Origin of the sequence: Kordia zhangzhouensis, assembly GCF_001005305.1 — a bacterium.
Classification (GTDB): Bacteria; Bacteroidota; Bacteroidia; order Flavobacteriales; family Flavobacteriaceae; genus Kordia; species Kordia zhangzhouensis.
Genome location: NZ_LBMH01000003.1, coordinates 42,355 through 57,010, shown reverse-complemented (window position 1 = coordinate 57,010; position 14,656 = coordinate 42,355). Strand labels below are relative to the sequence as shown.

General features: G+C 33.6%; 15 protein-coding genes. 4 read left to right on the top strand and 11 right to left on the bottom strand.

Translation table 11 applies throughout. From position 1 onward, the window contains the following. Positions 1–21: 21 nt before the first annotated feature. A complete protein-coding gene (locus tag AA088_RS03590; RefSeq protein ID WP_046743593.1) occupies positions 22–225 on the bottom strand; it encodes a hypothetical protein in 204 nt (67 codons plus the stop codon). A gap of 338 nt (positions 226–563) precedes the next feature. Here AA088_RS03590 and aqpZ point away from each other — a divergent pair, with 338 nt between their 5' ends. Together aqpZ and AA088_RS03580 are read left to right on the top strand one after the other, a co-directional pair. Continuing rightward, the gene (gene aqpZ, locus AA088_RS03585) at positions 564–1,244 is read left to right on the top strand and encodes an aquaporin Z (protein ID WP_046743592.1); all 681 of its coding nucleotides are present in this window, start codon (positions 564–566) and stop codon (positions 1,242–1,244) included. 110 nt (positions 1,245–1,354) lie between these two features. Then, a complete protein-coding gene (locus AA088_RS03580; RefSeq protein WP_046743591.1) occupies positions 1,355–1,873 on the top strand; it encodes a DUF4136 domain-containing protein in 519 nt (172 codons plus the stop codon). A gap of 21 nt (positions 1,874–1,894) precedes the next feature. Here AA088_RS03580 and AA088_RS03575 read toward each other — a convergent pair whose 3' ends face one another. From AA088_RS03575 to AA088_RS03565, 3 genes are all read right to left on the bottom strand, one after another. Continuing rightward, positions 1,895–2,503 carry a hypothetical protein gene (locus tag AA088_RS03575; protein ID WP_046743590.1) on the bottom strand — a complete coding sequence of 203 codons (609 nt, stop codon included), beginning with the start codon at positions 2,501–2,503 and terminating at the stop codon, positions 1,895–1,897. Positions 2,504–2,573: 70 nt separating this feature from the next. Further along, positions 2,574–3,590, bottom strand: a complete 1,017-nt coding sequence (gene murB / locus AA088_RS03570; RefSeq protein ID WP_046744129.1) for a UDP-N-acetylmuramate dehydrogenase — start codon at positions 3,588–3,590, stop codon at positions 2,574–2,576. 8 nt (positions 3,591–3,598) lie between these two features. Further along, entirely contained in the window at positions 3,599–4,789 is a 1,191-nt protein-coding gene (locus AA088_RS03565) for a pyridoxal phosphate-dependent aminotransferase (RefSeq protein ID WP_046743589.1), read from the bottom strand. Between the two features lie 174 nt (positions 4,790–4,963). On the opposite strand from AA088_RS03565, the gene AA088_RS03560 reads away from it, so the two are divergent. Further along, on the top strand, positions 4,964–6,316 hold the full coding sequence (locus AA088_RS03560) for an aspartyl protease family protein (RefSeq protein WP_052752773.1): 1,353 nt from the start codon (positions 4,964–4,966) through the stop codon (positions 6,314–6,316). Between the two features lie 89 nt (positions 6,317–6,405). Here the strand turns inward: AA088_RS03560 and AA088_RS03555 are convergent, their stop codons facing one another. Further along, positions 6,406–6,831 (bottom strand): DUF1573 domain-containing protein, encoded by a 426-nt coding sequence (locus AA088_RS03555; RefSeq protein WP_046744127.1) that lies wholly within the window; start codon positions 6,829–6,831, stop codon positions 6,406–6,408. 193 nt (positions 6,832–7,024) lie between these two features. On the opposite strand from AA088_RS03555, the gene AA088_RS03550 reads away from it, so the two are divergent. Next, on the top strand, positions 7,025–9,658 hold the full coding sequence (locus AA088_RS03550) for a valine--tRNA ligase (protein WP_046743588.1): 2,634 nt from the start codon (positions 7,025–7,027) through the stop codon (positions 9,656–9,658). Between the two features lie 196 nt (positions 9,659–9,854). Here AA088_RS03550 and AA088_RS03545 read toward each other — a convergent pair whose 3' ends face one another. The 6 genes from AA088_RS03545 to rsfS all read right to left on the bottom strand — a co-directional run bounded on the left by AA088_RS03545 (position 9,855) and on the right by rsfS (position 14,621). Continuing rightward, on the bottom strand, positions 9,855–10,112 hold the full coding sequence (locus AA088_RS03545) for an acyl-CoA-binding protein (protein WP_046743587.1): 258 nt from the start codon (positions 10,110–10,112) through the stop codon (positions 9,855–9,857). Next, positions 10,112–10,759 carry a phosphatidylserine decarboxylase family protein gene (locus AA088_RS03540; protein ID WP_046743586.1) on the bottom strand — a complete coding sequence of 216 codons (648 nt, stop codon included), beginning with the start codon at positions 10,757–10,759 and terminating at the stop codon, positions 10,112–10,114. The genes AA088_RS03545 and AA088_RS03540 overlap by 1 nt, the downstream gene beginning before the upstream one ends. Beyond that, the gene (locus tag AA088_RS03535) at positions 10,749–11,570 is read right to left on the bottom strand and encodes a phosphatidate cytidylyltransferase (RefSeq protein ID WP_046743585.1); all 822 of its coding nucleotides are present in this window, start codon (positions 11,568–11,570) and stop codon (positions 10,749–10,751) included. Before AA088_RS03535 ends, AA088_RS03540 begins: the two co-directional genes overlap by 11 nt. A 1-nt stretch (position 11,571) precedes the next feature. Then, positions 11,572–12,180 (bottom strand): LUD domain-containing protein, encoded by a 609-nt coding sequence (locus AA088_RS03530; RefSeq protein ID WP_046743584.1) that lies wholly within the window; start codon positions 12,178–12,180, stop codon positions 11,572–11,574. A 113-nt stretch (positions 12,181–12,293) separates the two neighbouring features. Then, positions 12,294–14,231, bottom strand: a complete 1,938-nt coding sequence (gene ftsH / locus AA088_RS03525; protein WP_046743583.1) for an ATP-dependent zinc metalloprotease FtsH — start codon at positions 14,229–14,231, stop codon at positions 12,294–12,296. Between the two features lie 18 nt (positions 14,232–14,249). After that, on the bottom strand, positions 14,250–14,621 hold the full coding sequence (rsfS, locus tag AA088_RS03520; protein WP_046743582.1) for a ribosome silencing factor: 372 nt from the start codon (positions 14,619–14,621) through the stop codon (positions 14,250–14,252). Between the last annotated feature and the right edge of the window lie 35 nt (positions 14,622–14,656).

The window sequence follows — 14,656 nt, the reverse complement described above, 5'->3', positions numbered from 1 at the left end:
ATAATGAAAGCAAAGAACGACTTATTGATGTTGTGGCTCTGTACAGTTTTCAAATTGATCAGGTGTTTTACCACAAAACCCGCAAGCTTCTCCATCTTTATTGAGCATTGGATTTTGGCTTGCACATGTTCCAGCAAACTTTCCATCTTTTTTTGCCCAAAGTTTGATTGCAATTCCTGCAACTCCTACTAGTAATAAACCTATTGTTAATAATACAAGTTTCATCTGTCTGTTTTAATTTTATAGTTTTTTCAGATGTAATTCGCCAATAAAGTCATACGTCGGTATTAACTAATTATCATGGCTGATTTTATAATGTGGTGTGATTTTACTTTTTCAAGAAATCTCGTGCAAAGATACGGTTTTTTGTAAGATTGGTTTATGAGAATGTTTAAAATTAAATATTAACAATGGCAAATAAATAGAAAAGAAAGCTACAAGTGATAAATAAAGGGGAGATGGTTGTTTGAACTATTTCAAAAGGTTAATTGTTAGTAAGTTAAAATGTTTTGAGTGACTTTTTTCTATAAATTGATATCACTAATCAATAAAACATAATAATTATGAAAAAGTATTTCGCAGAGATTTTCGGAACATTTTGGCTTGTATTTGGAGGTTGTGGAAGCGCTATTTTTGCAGCAGGTTATCCTGATTTAGGAATTGGTTTTGTAGGAGTTTCTTTGGCTTTTGGTCTTACTGTGTTAACAATGGCTTATGCTGTTGGACATATTTCAGGAGGGCATTTTAATCCAGCTGTTTCCATAGGGCTTTGGGCAGGAGGAAAGTTTTCGGGGAAAGATTTACTTGGTTATATCATTTCTCAGCTTGTTGGCGCTATATTGGCAGCAAGTGCCTTGTACTTGATAGTTACTGGATCTGATAAAGCAATTGGAGGTTTTGCCGCCAATGGATATGATAGTTTGTCACCCGATAATTATTCTATGATGTCCGCTTTTGTTGCAGAGTTTTTACTAACTGCTTTTTTCTTATTAGTAATTCTTGGAAGCACTAATGAAAGGGCTCCAAAAGGATTTGCACCTATTGCTATTGGTTTATGTTTAACATTGATTCATTTAATTAGCATCCCCATAACAAATACTTCAGTAAACCCAGCACGTTCTACAAGTCAAGCATTGTTTGCAGGAGGTGATTATTTGCCACAAACATGGTTGTTTTGGGTAGCACCAATCTTAGGAGCTATGGTAGCTGGATTTATTCATAAAGCATTATTTGATAAAGAATAAATAAAAAACATATGAGATAAAGTAAAAATCCTGTTTTCCCATGAAACAGGATTTTTTATGGAATAATTATTGTTATCTTGTGGTAACTTTTGTAATGAAAAATTCATATTATGAAATATATAAATCTTGTGTTATTTCTACTGATTTTTGCGGCGTGTACCACACCTAGAGTTGTATATGATTATGATCATAAAACAAATTTTTCTAATTATAAAACATATAATTTATACCCTGAAATAGAAACTGGCCTATCAGAATTAGACAATAAGCGATTGTTACGTGTAACCGATTCAATAATGCAGGAACGAGGATTTGTTCGTACAGCAACACCAGATTTTTATATTAATATTGAAACTCATTTTTTTGAGCCAGATAGGAATAATGCTATAGGAGTAGGTGTGGGAGGAACAGGAAGAAACGTTGGAGGCGGAATTTCCATCGGGTTGCCTGTTGGAGATAAACACAATCAACAGTTTGTGTTTGATTTTGTAGATGTTCGTCAAGATGAGTTGTTTTGGCAAGCAGTAGTGGAAGGGTTTTACAAAGAACAATCAACACCTGAAGAACGAGAAGTATATTTTATCCAAATTTTACAAAAAGTATTAGAAGGATATCCTCCTAAAAAATGATGTTTTGTTTTATATGTAAAATCAATCGACGCAATAGACATTGTAATCTTGTACTAATTTTCGAATTGATTCTTTATCGTAGGCATCAGCTTTTAAGTCTTCAACGATTAAAGGACAGTCTTTAAAAAAATCGAGCATTATTTTTTTCCACTTTTTATAGTTCCATGATGGGCGAATGGGTAAAAGTGTATCTGAAGATGCTTTTTTTAAATAATAGGTTACAAAGTAATTTTGTGATTTTTTATCAAAAAGACGTGAGTCTATTTCATGGTTCCTAAACAGATAAGGTATTTTTTTTGTTCGTGTATATAACAGTATCTCCCCATATTCTCTAATCTCTAAAAGTCTTGACATTCCTTTGCGTACGTAGAAATATTCTAATTCCAAATCTCTGCTAGATCCAAAAAACCGAACACTTTTTACATCTTTAGCATCCCAAAGATCAGGCGTGCTATCACGTTCTATTGTAAATTCAATTTTGTCAGCTTTACCAATTTTACAAAAACCTATAAATGAGGAACTATCCTTAAAAATAAGCTCACATTTTTGAAATTCTTTTTTAGCTTTTATTTGCGAAAAGCTATACACTGATATTAAGGAGAAAGAAAGAATAAGTACGTATTTATACATAGATGTTATTTACGAATCTGTTAATCTGAAGGCTGTAAAAGGGAGTCTTAATTTGTGAAAAAACTTAAGTTTAAGCAATTACATTCACTTCTGCTTCAATAGAAATATTGAATTGATGTAGAACCGTGTCTTGAATTTTTTTAGCCAATGCTAAAATCTCTTTTCCTTTAGCATCTCCATGATTAACCAATACCAACGCTTGATTTTCATGGATACCGGCATCTCCAAAACGTTTCCCTTTAAAACCACATTGTTCAATCAACCAACCAGCAGGAACTTTAATTTCATTCTCAGAAACTACATAATGAGGAATCTTGGCGTGTTTTTGTTGTAGTAATTCAAAAGCAGTTTTTGAGATGACAGGATTTTTAAAAAAACTTCCGCTGTTTCCAATTTTCTTAGGGTCAGGAAGTTTTCTCTGACGAATTGCGATGACGGCATTACTAACATCTTTGATTGTTGGGTTGGTGATGTTATTGTCTTCTAATTCTTGTTGAATAGCTCCGTATGAAGTATTGATTTTATGATTTTTTGTAGTAAGTCTAAATACTACTGAAGTAATAATATATTCGCCTTTGACTTCATTTTTAAAGATTGAATTTCGATATCCAAAATTACAATCGCCTAAAGAGAATACCTTTTCTTCTTGAGAAGCTATATGTATTGCTGCACAAGCAACAAACGTATCTTTTAGCTCAATACCATATGCTCCAATATTCTGAATAGGCGAAGTTCCTACATTTCCAGGAATTAACGATAGATTTTCTACACCGCCAAGATTATTTTCAATACACCAAAGTACAAAATCATGCCAGTTTTCTCCAGCTTGTACTTTCACTAATACGTCATTGTCATTGGTTTTGATAATCTCTATTCCTTTACTATTGATGTGTAACACAGGAATATCAATATCTTTAGTCAGTAGCATATTACTTCCACCACCGAGAATAAAGTACTCTGAAAATTGAGGCAATTGTAGTGCTTCAATCAGTTCTGCTTTATTTGTGATTGAAATAAAATACTTGGCTTTAGCGTCAATACCAAATGTATTGTATGCTTTTAAAGAAACGTTATGTTGTATAGAAATCAATTTAGTTAAGCGTTGTATACTTTTAAAGCTTCTTTTAAAATTTCAACCGATTTTTTTAAACTATCTTCATTTAATACATAAGCAATACGAATTTGATTCATGCCAGTATTTGGAGAAGAATAAAAGCCTGCGGCTGGAGCTACCATGATTGTTGCTCCTTCATATTCGAAACTTTCTAATAACCATTTTGCAAAGTCTTCAGCATTTTCAACAGGTAATTCGGCAATACAATAAAAAGCTCCTTTTGGGTTTGCTACACGAACACCATCAATTTCTTTTAGTCCATCAATCAATGTATTTCGTCTGCTTACATATTCTTCAATGACATTGTCAAAATAACTTTGAGGAGTTTGTAAGGCCGCTTCACTTGCAATTTGTGCAAATGTAGGAGGAGATAATCGAGCTTGGGCAAATTTCATAGCCGTAGCCATTACTTCTTTGTTTTTGGAAACAATACAACCAATTCGAGCTCCACACATACTGTATCGTTTTGATACAGAATCAACCATGATAGCATGCTCTTCAAGATCTGGTTCTTGCATTACAGAATAATGTTGTAATCCGTCATAAGCAAATTCTCGATATACTTCATCAGCAATTAAAAACAGGTCATGCTTTTTAACAATTTTTGCTAATTTTTGAATTTCTTCTTTAGTGTATAGATAACCTGTAGGATTCCCAGGGTTGCAAATTAAGATTGCTTTGGTTTTTGGCGTAATTAACTTTTCAAATTCCTCAATTGGAGGCAAAGCAAAATTATCTTCTATCTTAGAAATTACAGGAACTACTTTTACGCCAGCAGCCACAGAAAACCCATTGTAATTTGCATAAAAAGGTTCTGGAATAATTACTTCATCATCTACATCCATTGTACTTCCAAAAGCAAACGCTAATGCTTCACTTCCTCCTGTAGTTACAATAATATTATTTGCATTTACATGGATGTCATGTTTCGCATAATAATCCGCAATTTTATTTCTATATCCTTCTGAACCGTCAGATTTAGTATATGCTAGTACATCTAACATGTGTACTTTAACGGCATCCATTGCAATTTCAGGAGTTTTAATGTCCGGTTGCCCAATATTCAAGTGATATACAGTTTTTCCTTGTTTGTATGCTTTTTCAGCATATGGAACCAATTTGCGAATTGGCGACTCTGGCATAGCAATTCCTTTCTGGGAAATAGTTGGCATGATCTTGTATTTTTAAGAGTTACAAAAGTGCAAAATATTTTATAGATACGAGCACTATAAATTTATAAATATGTAAAATAGTCTTGATATTTTGTGATGTTAAAAGCAAGATAAAATTCGGAAACAAAAAGTTAATTTTGTATATTAGTGTGTTACCAAATTTCCTCTCAACTCTTGCAACTAATAAAAAAACATATCATTATACTTCTATTGAGTGTTTGTGGAATCGTGCAAGCACAAAATGATTTTCGTATTGTTACTGGAAAAGACAAAGGTTCTGTGTCGTTTCAATTGATTAATAATTTGATTGTCATACCTGTCGAAATTAATGGTGTAGAAATGTCTTTTCTACTAGATTCGGGAGTTAACAAACCAATACTTTTTAGTTTAAACCCAGGCGATTCTCTCTCAATCGAACAAAAAGAACGTATTCAACTTCGCGGGCTTGGTTCAGGAGATGCTATTGATGCGGTTCGAGCAGCATCTAGAACGTTTAAAGTGAATGATATAGAGAAGCGAAACATGGAAATCTATATCATTCTTGATAAAGATATCAACATGTCTACTCGTCTCGGAGTGCCAATTCATGGAATTATTGGGTATGATATTTTTAAGGATTTTGTTGTTGAGATAAACTATGGAACCAAGAAAATTAAGTTTTATGATCCTGAGAGTTATACCTATAAAGATTGTAAAAGATGTACAGATTTACCGTTAACATTCCGGAATAATAAACCGTATATAGACGTTGCTGTTGCCATTCATGAGCAAGATGAACCAGATATTCCTGTCAAATTATTAATTGATTCTGGAGGAAGTGATGCTTTATGGCTTTTTGAAGAAAAAGAAAAACGTATCTCTGTACCAGAGAAAAATTTTGAAGACTTTTTGGGAAGAGGTTTGAGCGGTAGTATTTATGGGACACGTTCGCGAGTAAACAAGTTTAAAATTGGTGATTTTGTTTTTGATAATGCTAAAGTCGCTTTTCCAGATTCTACTGCAATTACTTACGTGAAAAACTTTAAAGAACGAAATGGTAGTATTGGAGGTGAAATTTTAAAACGCTTTAAGGTAATTTTTGATTATGGGAATCAAAAAATACGACTTCGTAAGGGTAAATATTTTTCTGATCCGTTTCACTATAACATGAGTGGTATTGAATTACAACACAACGGAATGCGTGTAATTAAAGAGGTTGAGAAACGAAATAATTCTATTCATACCAATTATGGTCGTAATGCCAACAATAAAGTAGGCGAGGTAAATGTTGTTTTTGAGCATTACAATAAGTTTAGTTTAGTTAAAGCCTATGAGATTGCAGAAATTCGTAAAAATTCACCTGCTGCTTTGGCAGGTTTGAAAGAAGGGGATATAATAGTCTCAATTAATGGAAATGTAGTAGATAGACTTTCTTTGAGCAAGGTAACAGGAATGCTTCAAGGAAGAGAAAATAAAAGGATGCGTCTAAAAGTCATTCGTGGAAAATCAGTATTGAAGTTTGAATTCAGATTGAAAGAAGTACTTTGATAAATACCTGAATTTTACCATAAAAAAACGCCTCATCATTTTTTTGATAAGGCGTTTTTTCAACTTGTATATTTCTTTTTCGTAAGTTTTTATGATTCAATCTCTGATTTATCTTTCATCATGATACTTTTCTCTTTGCTAGGATCAACTACTTTTCCTTTAATCTTGATAGCTTTAGTAGGTTCATCGGCATTTGAATATACAGTAATCGTTTTGCGAATTGGCCCCACACGCTTTGTATCATATTTAACTTCAATAACACCTGTTTCTCCTGGAAGGATAGGTGCTTCAGGTTTTTTAGGAATCGTACATCCACAACTAGAGTACACACGAGTAATGATTAAAGGCGCATCTCCTGTATTAGTAAACTCAAATACACGAACTCCATCAGCACCTTTTTCTATAGTACCATAATCAATGGTTTCTGTTTTAAATTTAATCTTTGCGGTTTTTTCTTGCGCTTGAAGAGCAAAAGTGAATAAACCAACAAACAATATTGCAACTATTCTTTTCATCATTTTTATTTTTTTAGTATGAGTGTAAAATTAACTACTTATTTGTAATCTCACAAAAATTGGGCACAAAAAACAAAGTAACCAGTATCATTTACACATATTTAACAATTAAATGCAAAAGTGACAAAACACTTTTTAAATAGTACAGATATAAGTACTTTTGCAAACTATTATTACAAAAACAATACCAAAAATGAGTATTCAAAAAAAGTATGATCCAAGTCAGATCGAAGACAAATGGTACCAATATTGGATGGAGAACAACTATTTCCATTCTGAACCAGACGAACGTGAAGCGTATACCATCGTAATTCCTCCACCAAACGTCACAGGAGTCTTGCACATGGGACACATGCTTAATAATACCATTCAAGATGTATTGATTCGTCGAGCACGTTTACAAGGATATAATGCTTGTTGGGTTCCTGGAACCGATCACGCTTCTATTGCTACAGAAGCAAAAGTGGTAAACAAACTAAAGCAAGAAGGGATTAAAAAATCTGATCTAACAAGAGAAGAGTTTTTAGAGCATGCGTGGGAATGGACACATAAGCATGGAGGAATTATCCTTGAACAACTTAAAAAGTTAGGAGCTTCATGTGATTGGGAAAGAACGAAGTTTACGATGGATGACGATATGTCAGAAGCGGTAATCAAAACGTTTGTTGATCTGTATAGTAAAGGATTAATATATCGAGGTTATCGTATGGTTAATTGGGATCCTGAGGCAAAAACAACTCTTTCTGATGAAGAGGTAATTTATGAGGAAAAACAAGGAAATTTATACTACCTAGCGTATGAAATAGATGGAAGTGATGAAAAAGTAACCATTGCTACAACACGTCCAGAGACCATTTTGGGTGATACTGCTATATGTATCAACCCTAATGATGAGCGTTATACGCATTTAAAAGGAAAGAAAGCAATTGTTCCATTAGTAGGGAGAACAATTCCAATTATTGAAGATGAATATGTAGATATTGAATTTGGAACGGGTTGTTTGAAAGTAACGCCTGCACACGATGAAAACGATAAGGTATTAGGTGATAAGCATAATTTAGAAGTAATTGATATTTTTAATGATGATGCAACTCTTAATAGCTATGGGTTGCACTATAAAGGAAAAGATCGTTTTGTAGTTCGTAAAGAAATTGCTAAAGAACTAGAAGAGAAAGGATATTTAATCAAAACGGAACAACATATAAATAAAGTAGGAACCTCAGAACGTACCAAAGCTGTAATAGAGCCAAGATTATCAGATCAATGGTTCTTAAAAATGGACGATTTGGTAAAACCTGCTCTAAAAGCTGTATTGGAAGACAACGAAATTAAATTATTTCCTAAAAAATTTGAAAATACCTATCGTCATTGGATGGAAAACATTCGCGATTGGAATATTTCACGTCAGCTTTGGTGGGGACAACAAATTCCTGCCTATTATTTTGGAGATGGAAAAGAAGATTTTGCTGTTGCCGAAACGAAAGAAGCTGCGTTGGCATTGGCAAAAGCTACGACTGGGAATGAACACTTAACACTTGATAATCTTCGACAAGATGAAGATACGCTTGATACTTGGTTTTCTTCTTGGTTGTGGCCTATTAGTGTTTTTGATGGAATTCGAAATCCTGAAAATAAAGAAATTCAATATTACTATCCAACAAATGATTTAGTAACAGGTCCTGATATTTTATTTTTCTGGGTGGCACGTATGATTATTGCAGGATATGAGTATCTTGATGAGAAACCATTTACAAATGTATATCTTACAGGATTGGTTCGTGATGAGAAAGGACGTAAAATGTCCAAGCAGCTAGGGAATTCGCCTGATGCCTTAAAGTTGATAGAAGATTATGGTGCTGATGGAGTTCGTGTAGGGTTGTTGTTGAGTTCTGCTGCTGGTAATGATTTATTATTTGATGTAGCTTTATGTGACCAGGGGAAAAAATTTGCCAACAAGATTTTTAATGCGTACAACCTAACACAAATTTGGGAAGTAAGCGATCAAGTAGCGCAACCTGAAGTTGCAAAGATTGCAATTGACTGGTACGAGTCAAAACTGCAAAAAGCATTAGTAGAACTAGAAGATCAATACAGTAAATACAGAATCTCTGATGCGCTAATGATTACATACAAGCTCGTTTGGGATGATTTCTGTTCGTGGTTTTTGGAAATGGTAAAACCAACCTATGGTTTGCCAATTGATAAGAAAACGTATGACAAAGTAATTTCGCTTTTTGAAGAAAATTTAAAGATTCTTCACCCATTTATGCCTTTCCTTACCGAAGATATCTGGCAGCGAATGACTACACGTTCTAAAGAAGATGCTTTAGTAGTTTCAAGTTGGCCTAAAAGCACTACGGTAAACGAACAACTATTGGTAGATTTTGAAATGATTCAAGAGGTGGTTTCTGGAGTTAGAACAATCCGTAAAGAAAAAAATATCGCTAATAAAGAGGGTATTTCCTTAACAATTGTAAACAATGAAAATGCAGCTACAAATTTAGATGCTGTGATTGCAAAACTTGGAAACGTTGAAAAGGTTAACTATAGTGATGAAAAAATAGAAGGCGCATTATCGTTCCGTGTAAAATCGAATGAATACTTTATTCCAATGGAAGGAGCTATTGATGTGGAAGCTGAAATAGAAAAACTAACCAAAGAATTGGAGTATGTAGAAGGTTCGTTACGAATTGTTCAAAAGAAGCTTTCTAACGAAAGTTTTGTTAACAATGCTCCTGAGCAAGTTGTTGTGAATGAAAAGAAAAAAGAAGCGGATGCTCTTGCTAAAATTGAAACGCTAAAAGCGAGTTTGGCAAGTTTACAATAGATAACGATTGTATTATATAATTCAATAAGCCACGTACAAAATTATTGTGCGTGGTTTTTTTATGCAGAATTCAAAGATAGTTTACTTGTTAAGTTTTTTTGAAAGTTTCTGCACGGAGAATTTAGTAAAATTACGGTTAAATTAAATCACTTCCAGTAGGAAGCAGAGAAGTGGAAATCAATATGCGTTTTGGATGTTAGTTGAAATATGAGTCAACTAATTTAATGTATGCATGTTTGGCTTCTTCGGGAGAAATATTTTGTATCTGAAGTAATGCATTCATTTTAAACGCATTAATGATTGGTCGTTTACTACTTGGTTTATCATCATTATTGGTAGCGCGTTTATAATATGCATACAAACGCAATAGAAAATCTGCTGGAAACGGATCTGTGCTATTGTTGACACGTTCCACAGCCTCAAAAAATGCTATGTCCAACTCTGAAGTACTCATTATTTCATTGCAATAACGTCAACACCTCCTTTTACGGTTTGATTCAATTGTACGTTTATTTTTGTGTCTAACGGTAAAAATAAATCTACGCGTGATCCAAATTTAATAAAGCCGGCGTCTTCTCCTTGTACAGCTTCGGCATCTACTTCTGCATAATTTACGATTCTTTTGGCTAAAGCTCCTGCAATTTGACGATATAAAATAGTGCCATATGTTGGATTTTCAACCACAATCGTGGTACGTTCATTTTCTTCGGAAGCTTTTGGATGCCATGCAACTAGATATTTTCCAGGATGATATTTACTATATTTTACAATTCCTCCAATCGCATAACGTGTTACGTGTACATTAATTGGTGACATAAAGATTGAAACTTGCATACGTTTGTCTTTGAAGTATTCTTTTTCAAACACTTCCTCAATCACAACTACTTTACCATCTACAGGAGCAATAACGTGTTCGTCATTTTTGGGTGTAGTACGCGAGGGATTTCTAAAAAATTGTAGAATCAATAATAAAAATACAACAGCAACGGCTTGCAAGGAATATTTAACCCAACTAATGTCAATTTTATCAGAAGTAACCACAATAGCAGCTACGATAATAAATGTTACGATAATAATTTTATAACCTTCTTTATGAAACATACTGTACAATCTTTAAAAACAAATAAATAAAAGGTGCTGAAAAAAGCATACTATCCAATCGGTCAAAAATTCCACCATGTCCAGGCATGATAGAGCCGCTATCTTTTACATTCGCTTGTCTTTTAAACTTTGACTGGATTAAATCACCAATGGTTCCAATAGAACTTATGATAATTGCTAAAATGAGCCAACTACTGAAACTCAAAGTTGCTGTAAATTTAGCAATAAAATAGCTAGCAATACATGCAAAAAGTAACCCGCCAAAAAAGCCTTCTACAGTCTTTTTGGGTGAAATTCGTTCAAATAGCTTTTGTTTTCCAAAATTTTTACCAACCAAATAGGCAAAAGAATCATTAATCCATACTAAAATAAAACTCCCGAGAATAATGCGTGGTTCATAGGTTTCTTCAACACATGGGATTAATAATAAAAACACAAAACTACTACTGATATAAAAAGTAGTAAGCAGGTATTTTTTAAAAGCAAATTCAGGAATAATCTTCTTTGAAAATAAATCTCTTATCAAGAAAAGTGATACAAATAGGGAAATTGCCAATAAAATCATGATTGCTTCTTCTACATTGAGGTCTGGTTGTATTTGTTTCCAAAAAATAAAAACACCCAAAGCTATAAGAAGAATGATGTATTGAATAATGCTTTTTAATTCGATGAGTTTGCTAAACTCGTACATACAAACTAGTCCAAAAATGGTAAAGACAACCAAAAGGGCTTCATGCGAATAAAAAACGGATGAAATAAGTAGGCCTACGAATAATAATCCTGTTAAAGATCGTGTAAAAAGTTCTTTCATTTTAGAGGTCTTCCAGTAGCAGCAAATATAGGTTTTTTGAGCTACTTCCGTATGATAAAAAGTCCTTTTCTTCTTGAACTTGAAAATGTTTTATAGTAGTGATATTACTAGGGATACTAGACTTGTATTTGGTTTTGATACCGCGTAAACCTTCGCCAATAGTAGCTACTAACTGACTAGTGGTGGCTAAGATTACAAAGTTATCAGGAAGATCATTTAGCTTCTTTTCTTTTATTTGACGTGAGCAAACTAAAATAGAGCCATTATCAGCAATTAAATATTCGCATGAGGCTAAATAAAAACTAGCGTTTAGGTTGATGCGTGAAAACTTCACATCAAAGTTGCCAAATCGATCTTGAAGTTGCTCATCAAAACACAACACTTCTTTGCCTTCCCAACCGTTTTCAATCAATATATTTTCTAAACTGTCATATACATCAGTAAATGAATCGCAATACAAGAATTTACCACCATTTTTGCGAAAATTAATTGTAAATCGCTCATCAATAGGGAGTTGGACTTGAGGCATGTATTTGCCACGCTCTTCAGCAGGATTGTCATCCTGTTGAGGTTTAGATTTGGAACCAAAAATTTTTTTAAAAAGACTCATAGAGTCAATTGTAGTTTAATATAATCAATAAATTATGTAAAGATAAAAAATCTCGACTTACGCACGAGGTAAATCGAGATTTTTTAGTTGTTTTTATGCTTTGTTTTCTGATATTATTCTTCTGAATCTGAAATTGTGTCAGATTTTACAAACGGTCTTGCTCCGAAAATTACCTCTAAGTCATCTTTAAAGATAACTTCTTTTTCTAAAAGAAGCTCTGCAAGCTTTGTAAGTTTGTCTTTATTTTGCTCTAATATTTGGATAGCTCTTTGATATTGATTTTCTATAATTTTAGAAATTTCTTCATCAATAGTTTTGGCAGTTTCCTCACTATACGGTTTGCTAAAGCCATTATCATTTCCGCTTGAATCGTAGTATGTTAGGTTTCCAATTTTATCATTCAAGCCATATACGGCAACCATAGCACGTGCTTGTTTAGTTACTTTTTCCAAATCACTTAATGCTCCCGTAGAAATTTTGTTGAAAATTACTTTTTCAGCAGCACGTCCACCAAGTGTAGCACACATTTCATCTAGCATTTGCTCCGTTCTTACGAGCATACGCTCTTCAGGTAAGTACCAAGCAGCTCCTAATGATTGACCTCTAGGAACAATAGTCACTTTTACCAACGGTGCAGCATGCTCTACTAACCAACTTACTGTTGCGTGTCCAGCTTCATGGAAAGCGACTGTTTTCTTTTCTTCAGGGGTAATGATTTTATTTTTCTTTTCCAATCCACCTACGATTCTATCAACCGCATCTAAGAAATCTTGCTTTTCAACAGCTTTCTTTCCTTTACGAGCCGCAATTAAAGCTGCTTCGTTACACACATTTGCAATATCAGCTCCAGAAAAACCAGGCGTTTGTTTTGATAAGAAATCTGTATCAAGGTCTTCTGATTTTTTTAATGGTTTCAGGTGTACTTCAAAGATTTCTTTACGCTCACGAATGTCTGGAAGATCTACATAAATTTGTCTGTCAAAACGACCAGCACGCATTAAGGCTTTATCTAATATATCTGCACGGTTAGTAGCGGCCATTACAATTACATTTGTATTTGTGCCAAAACCGTCCATTTCGGTAAGTAATTGATTCAGCGTATTTTCGCGTTCGTCATTTGATCCTGTAAAATTATTTTTACCTCTTGCACGACCAATTGCGTCAATTTCATCAATGAAAATAATTGCTGGCGACTTTTCTTTTGCTTGTTTAAATAAGTCACGAACTCTTGAAGCTCCAACACCGACAAACATTTCAACAAAGTCAGAACCAGACAGAGAGAAAAAAGGTACTTTTGCTTCTCCAGCGACAGCTTTTGCAAGCAATGTTTTTCCTGTACCTGGAGGTCCTACCAACAAAGCTCCTTTAGGAATTTTTCCCCCAAGAGAGGTGTATTTTTCAGGATTTTTCAAGAAATCAACTATTTCTTGTACTTCTTCTTTAGCACCTTCTAATCCAGCAACATCCTTGAATGATGTTTTCATGTCTGTTTTCTCATCAAATAATTTTGCTTTTGATTTCCCGATGTTAAAAATTTGTCCACCAGCGCCGCCACCGCCGCCGCTAGACATTCTTCGCATGATGAAAATCCAAACTCCGATGATTAGGATGAAAGGTAATAAGCTTACAATAAAACTTGATATTGTATTGTCTTGTTGATCAGAGGCAATCTCAAAGTCTAAATTATTAGTCTCTTTGATTTCATTTAGATAATCCTCAAAATTTTTAAGATCTAAATATTTGATTGAAAAATCGGGATGGTCTCCCATTAAGAAAAGACTGCTACGAGGATTGACAATTCCTTTATAGATATCTTTTTCTTCACTTCCTTCTTTTAAATATACTCTTGCGAATTTGGCATTGGTTACCACTTCAATTTTTTTGATGTCATTATTAGGTACCAATTCTTTAAACTTGGAAAACGTTACTTTGTCGCTTCCGCCAGAATCGTTAGAGAAAATTAAAAAAATAAGGAAAATCCCAATTAAACCATAAATCCAATATGGACTGAACTTAGGCTTTTTTGCCATGTTATTGTTGTCTTTTGCCATTAAATCAAAATGTAATTTTTAATAATTTGTTTCGATATTAGTTACTTTGGCATCTCCCCAAAGTCCTTCAATATCATAAAACTCACGGATGTGTTTTTGGAAAACATGTACTACAACATTTACGTAGTCCATCAAAACCCATTCTGCGTTTTCAGTACCTTCTACATGCCAAGGTTTGTCTTTTAATTCTCGGCTAACCATTTTTTGTACTGAACCGACAATGGCATTCACTTGTGTATTGGAATTACCATTGCATATTATAAAGTAGTCACAAACTGTGTTGTCTAATTCGCGTAAGTCTAAGATAGTGATATCATTTCCCTTTACTTCTTCTATTCCTTTTATGATGCCTGTGATCAGTTGATCTGTACTAACCTTAGTTTTTGTCATTCAATTAATTATATTTTATACAAAAGTATTACTTT

Bases quoted from the DNA above. Each gene is read 5' to 3' on its own strand.
- AA088_RS03590 (WP_046743593.1), bottom strand. From the start codon at position 225: ATGAAACTTGTATTATTAACAATAGGTTTATTACTAGTAGGAGTTGCA.
- aqpZ (WP_046743592.1), top strand. From the start codon at position 564: ATGAAAAAGTATTTCGCAGAGATTTTCGGAACATTTTGGCTTGTATTT.
- AA088_RS03580 (WP_046743591.1), top strand. From the start codon at position 1,355: ATGAAATATATAAATCTTGTGTTATTTCTACTGATTTTTGCGGCGTGT.
- AA088_RS03575 (WP_046743590.1), bottom strand. From the start codon at position 2,503: ATGTATAAATACGTACTTATTCTTTCTTTCTCCTTAATATCAGTGTAT.
- AA088_RS03565 (WP_046743589.1), bottom strand. From the start codon at position 4,789: ATGCCAACTATTTCCCAGAAAGGAATTGCTATGCCAGAGTCGCCAATT.
- AA088_RS03555 (WP_046744127.1), bottom strand. From the start codon at position 6,831: ATGAAAAGAATAGTTGCAATATTGTTTGTTGGTTTATTCACTTTTGCT.
- AA088_RS03550 (WP_046743588.1), top strand. From the start codon at position 7,025: ATGAGTATTCAAAAAAAGTATGATCCAAGTCAGATCGAAGACAAATGG.
- AA088_RS03545 (WP_046743587.1), bottom strand. From the start codon at position 10,112: ATGAGTACTTCAGAGTTGGACATAGCATTTTTTGAGGCTGTGGAACGT.
- AA088_RS03540 (WP_046743586.1), bottom strand. From the start codon at position 10,759: ATGTTTCATAAAGAAGGTTATAAAATTATTATCGTAACATTTATTATC.
- AA088_RS03535 (WP_046743585.1), bottom strand. From the start codon at position 11,570: ATGAAAGAACTTTTTACACGATCTTTAACAGGATTATTATTCGTAGGC.
- AA088_RS03530 (WP_046743584.1), bottom strand. From the start codon at position 12,180: ATGAGTCTTTTTAAAAAAATTTTTGGTTCCAAATCTAAACCTCAACAG.
- ftsH (WP_046743583.1), bottom strand. From the start codon at position 14,231: ATGGCAAAAGACAACAATAACATGGCAAAAAAGCCTAAGTTCAGTCCA.
- rsfS (WP_046743582.1), bottom strand. From the start codon at position 14,621: ATGACAAAAACTAAGGTTAGTACAGATCAACTGATCACAGGCATCATA.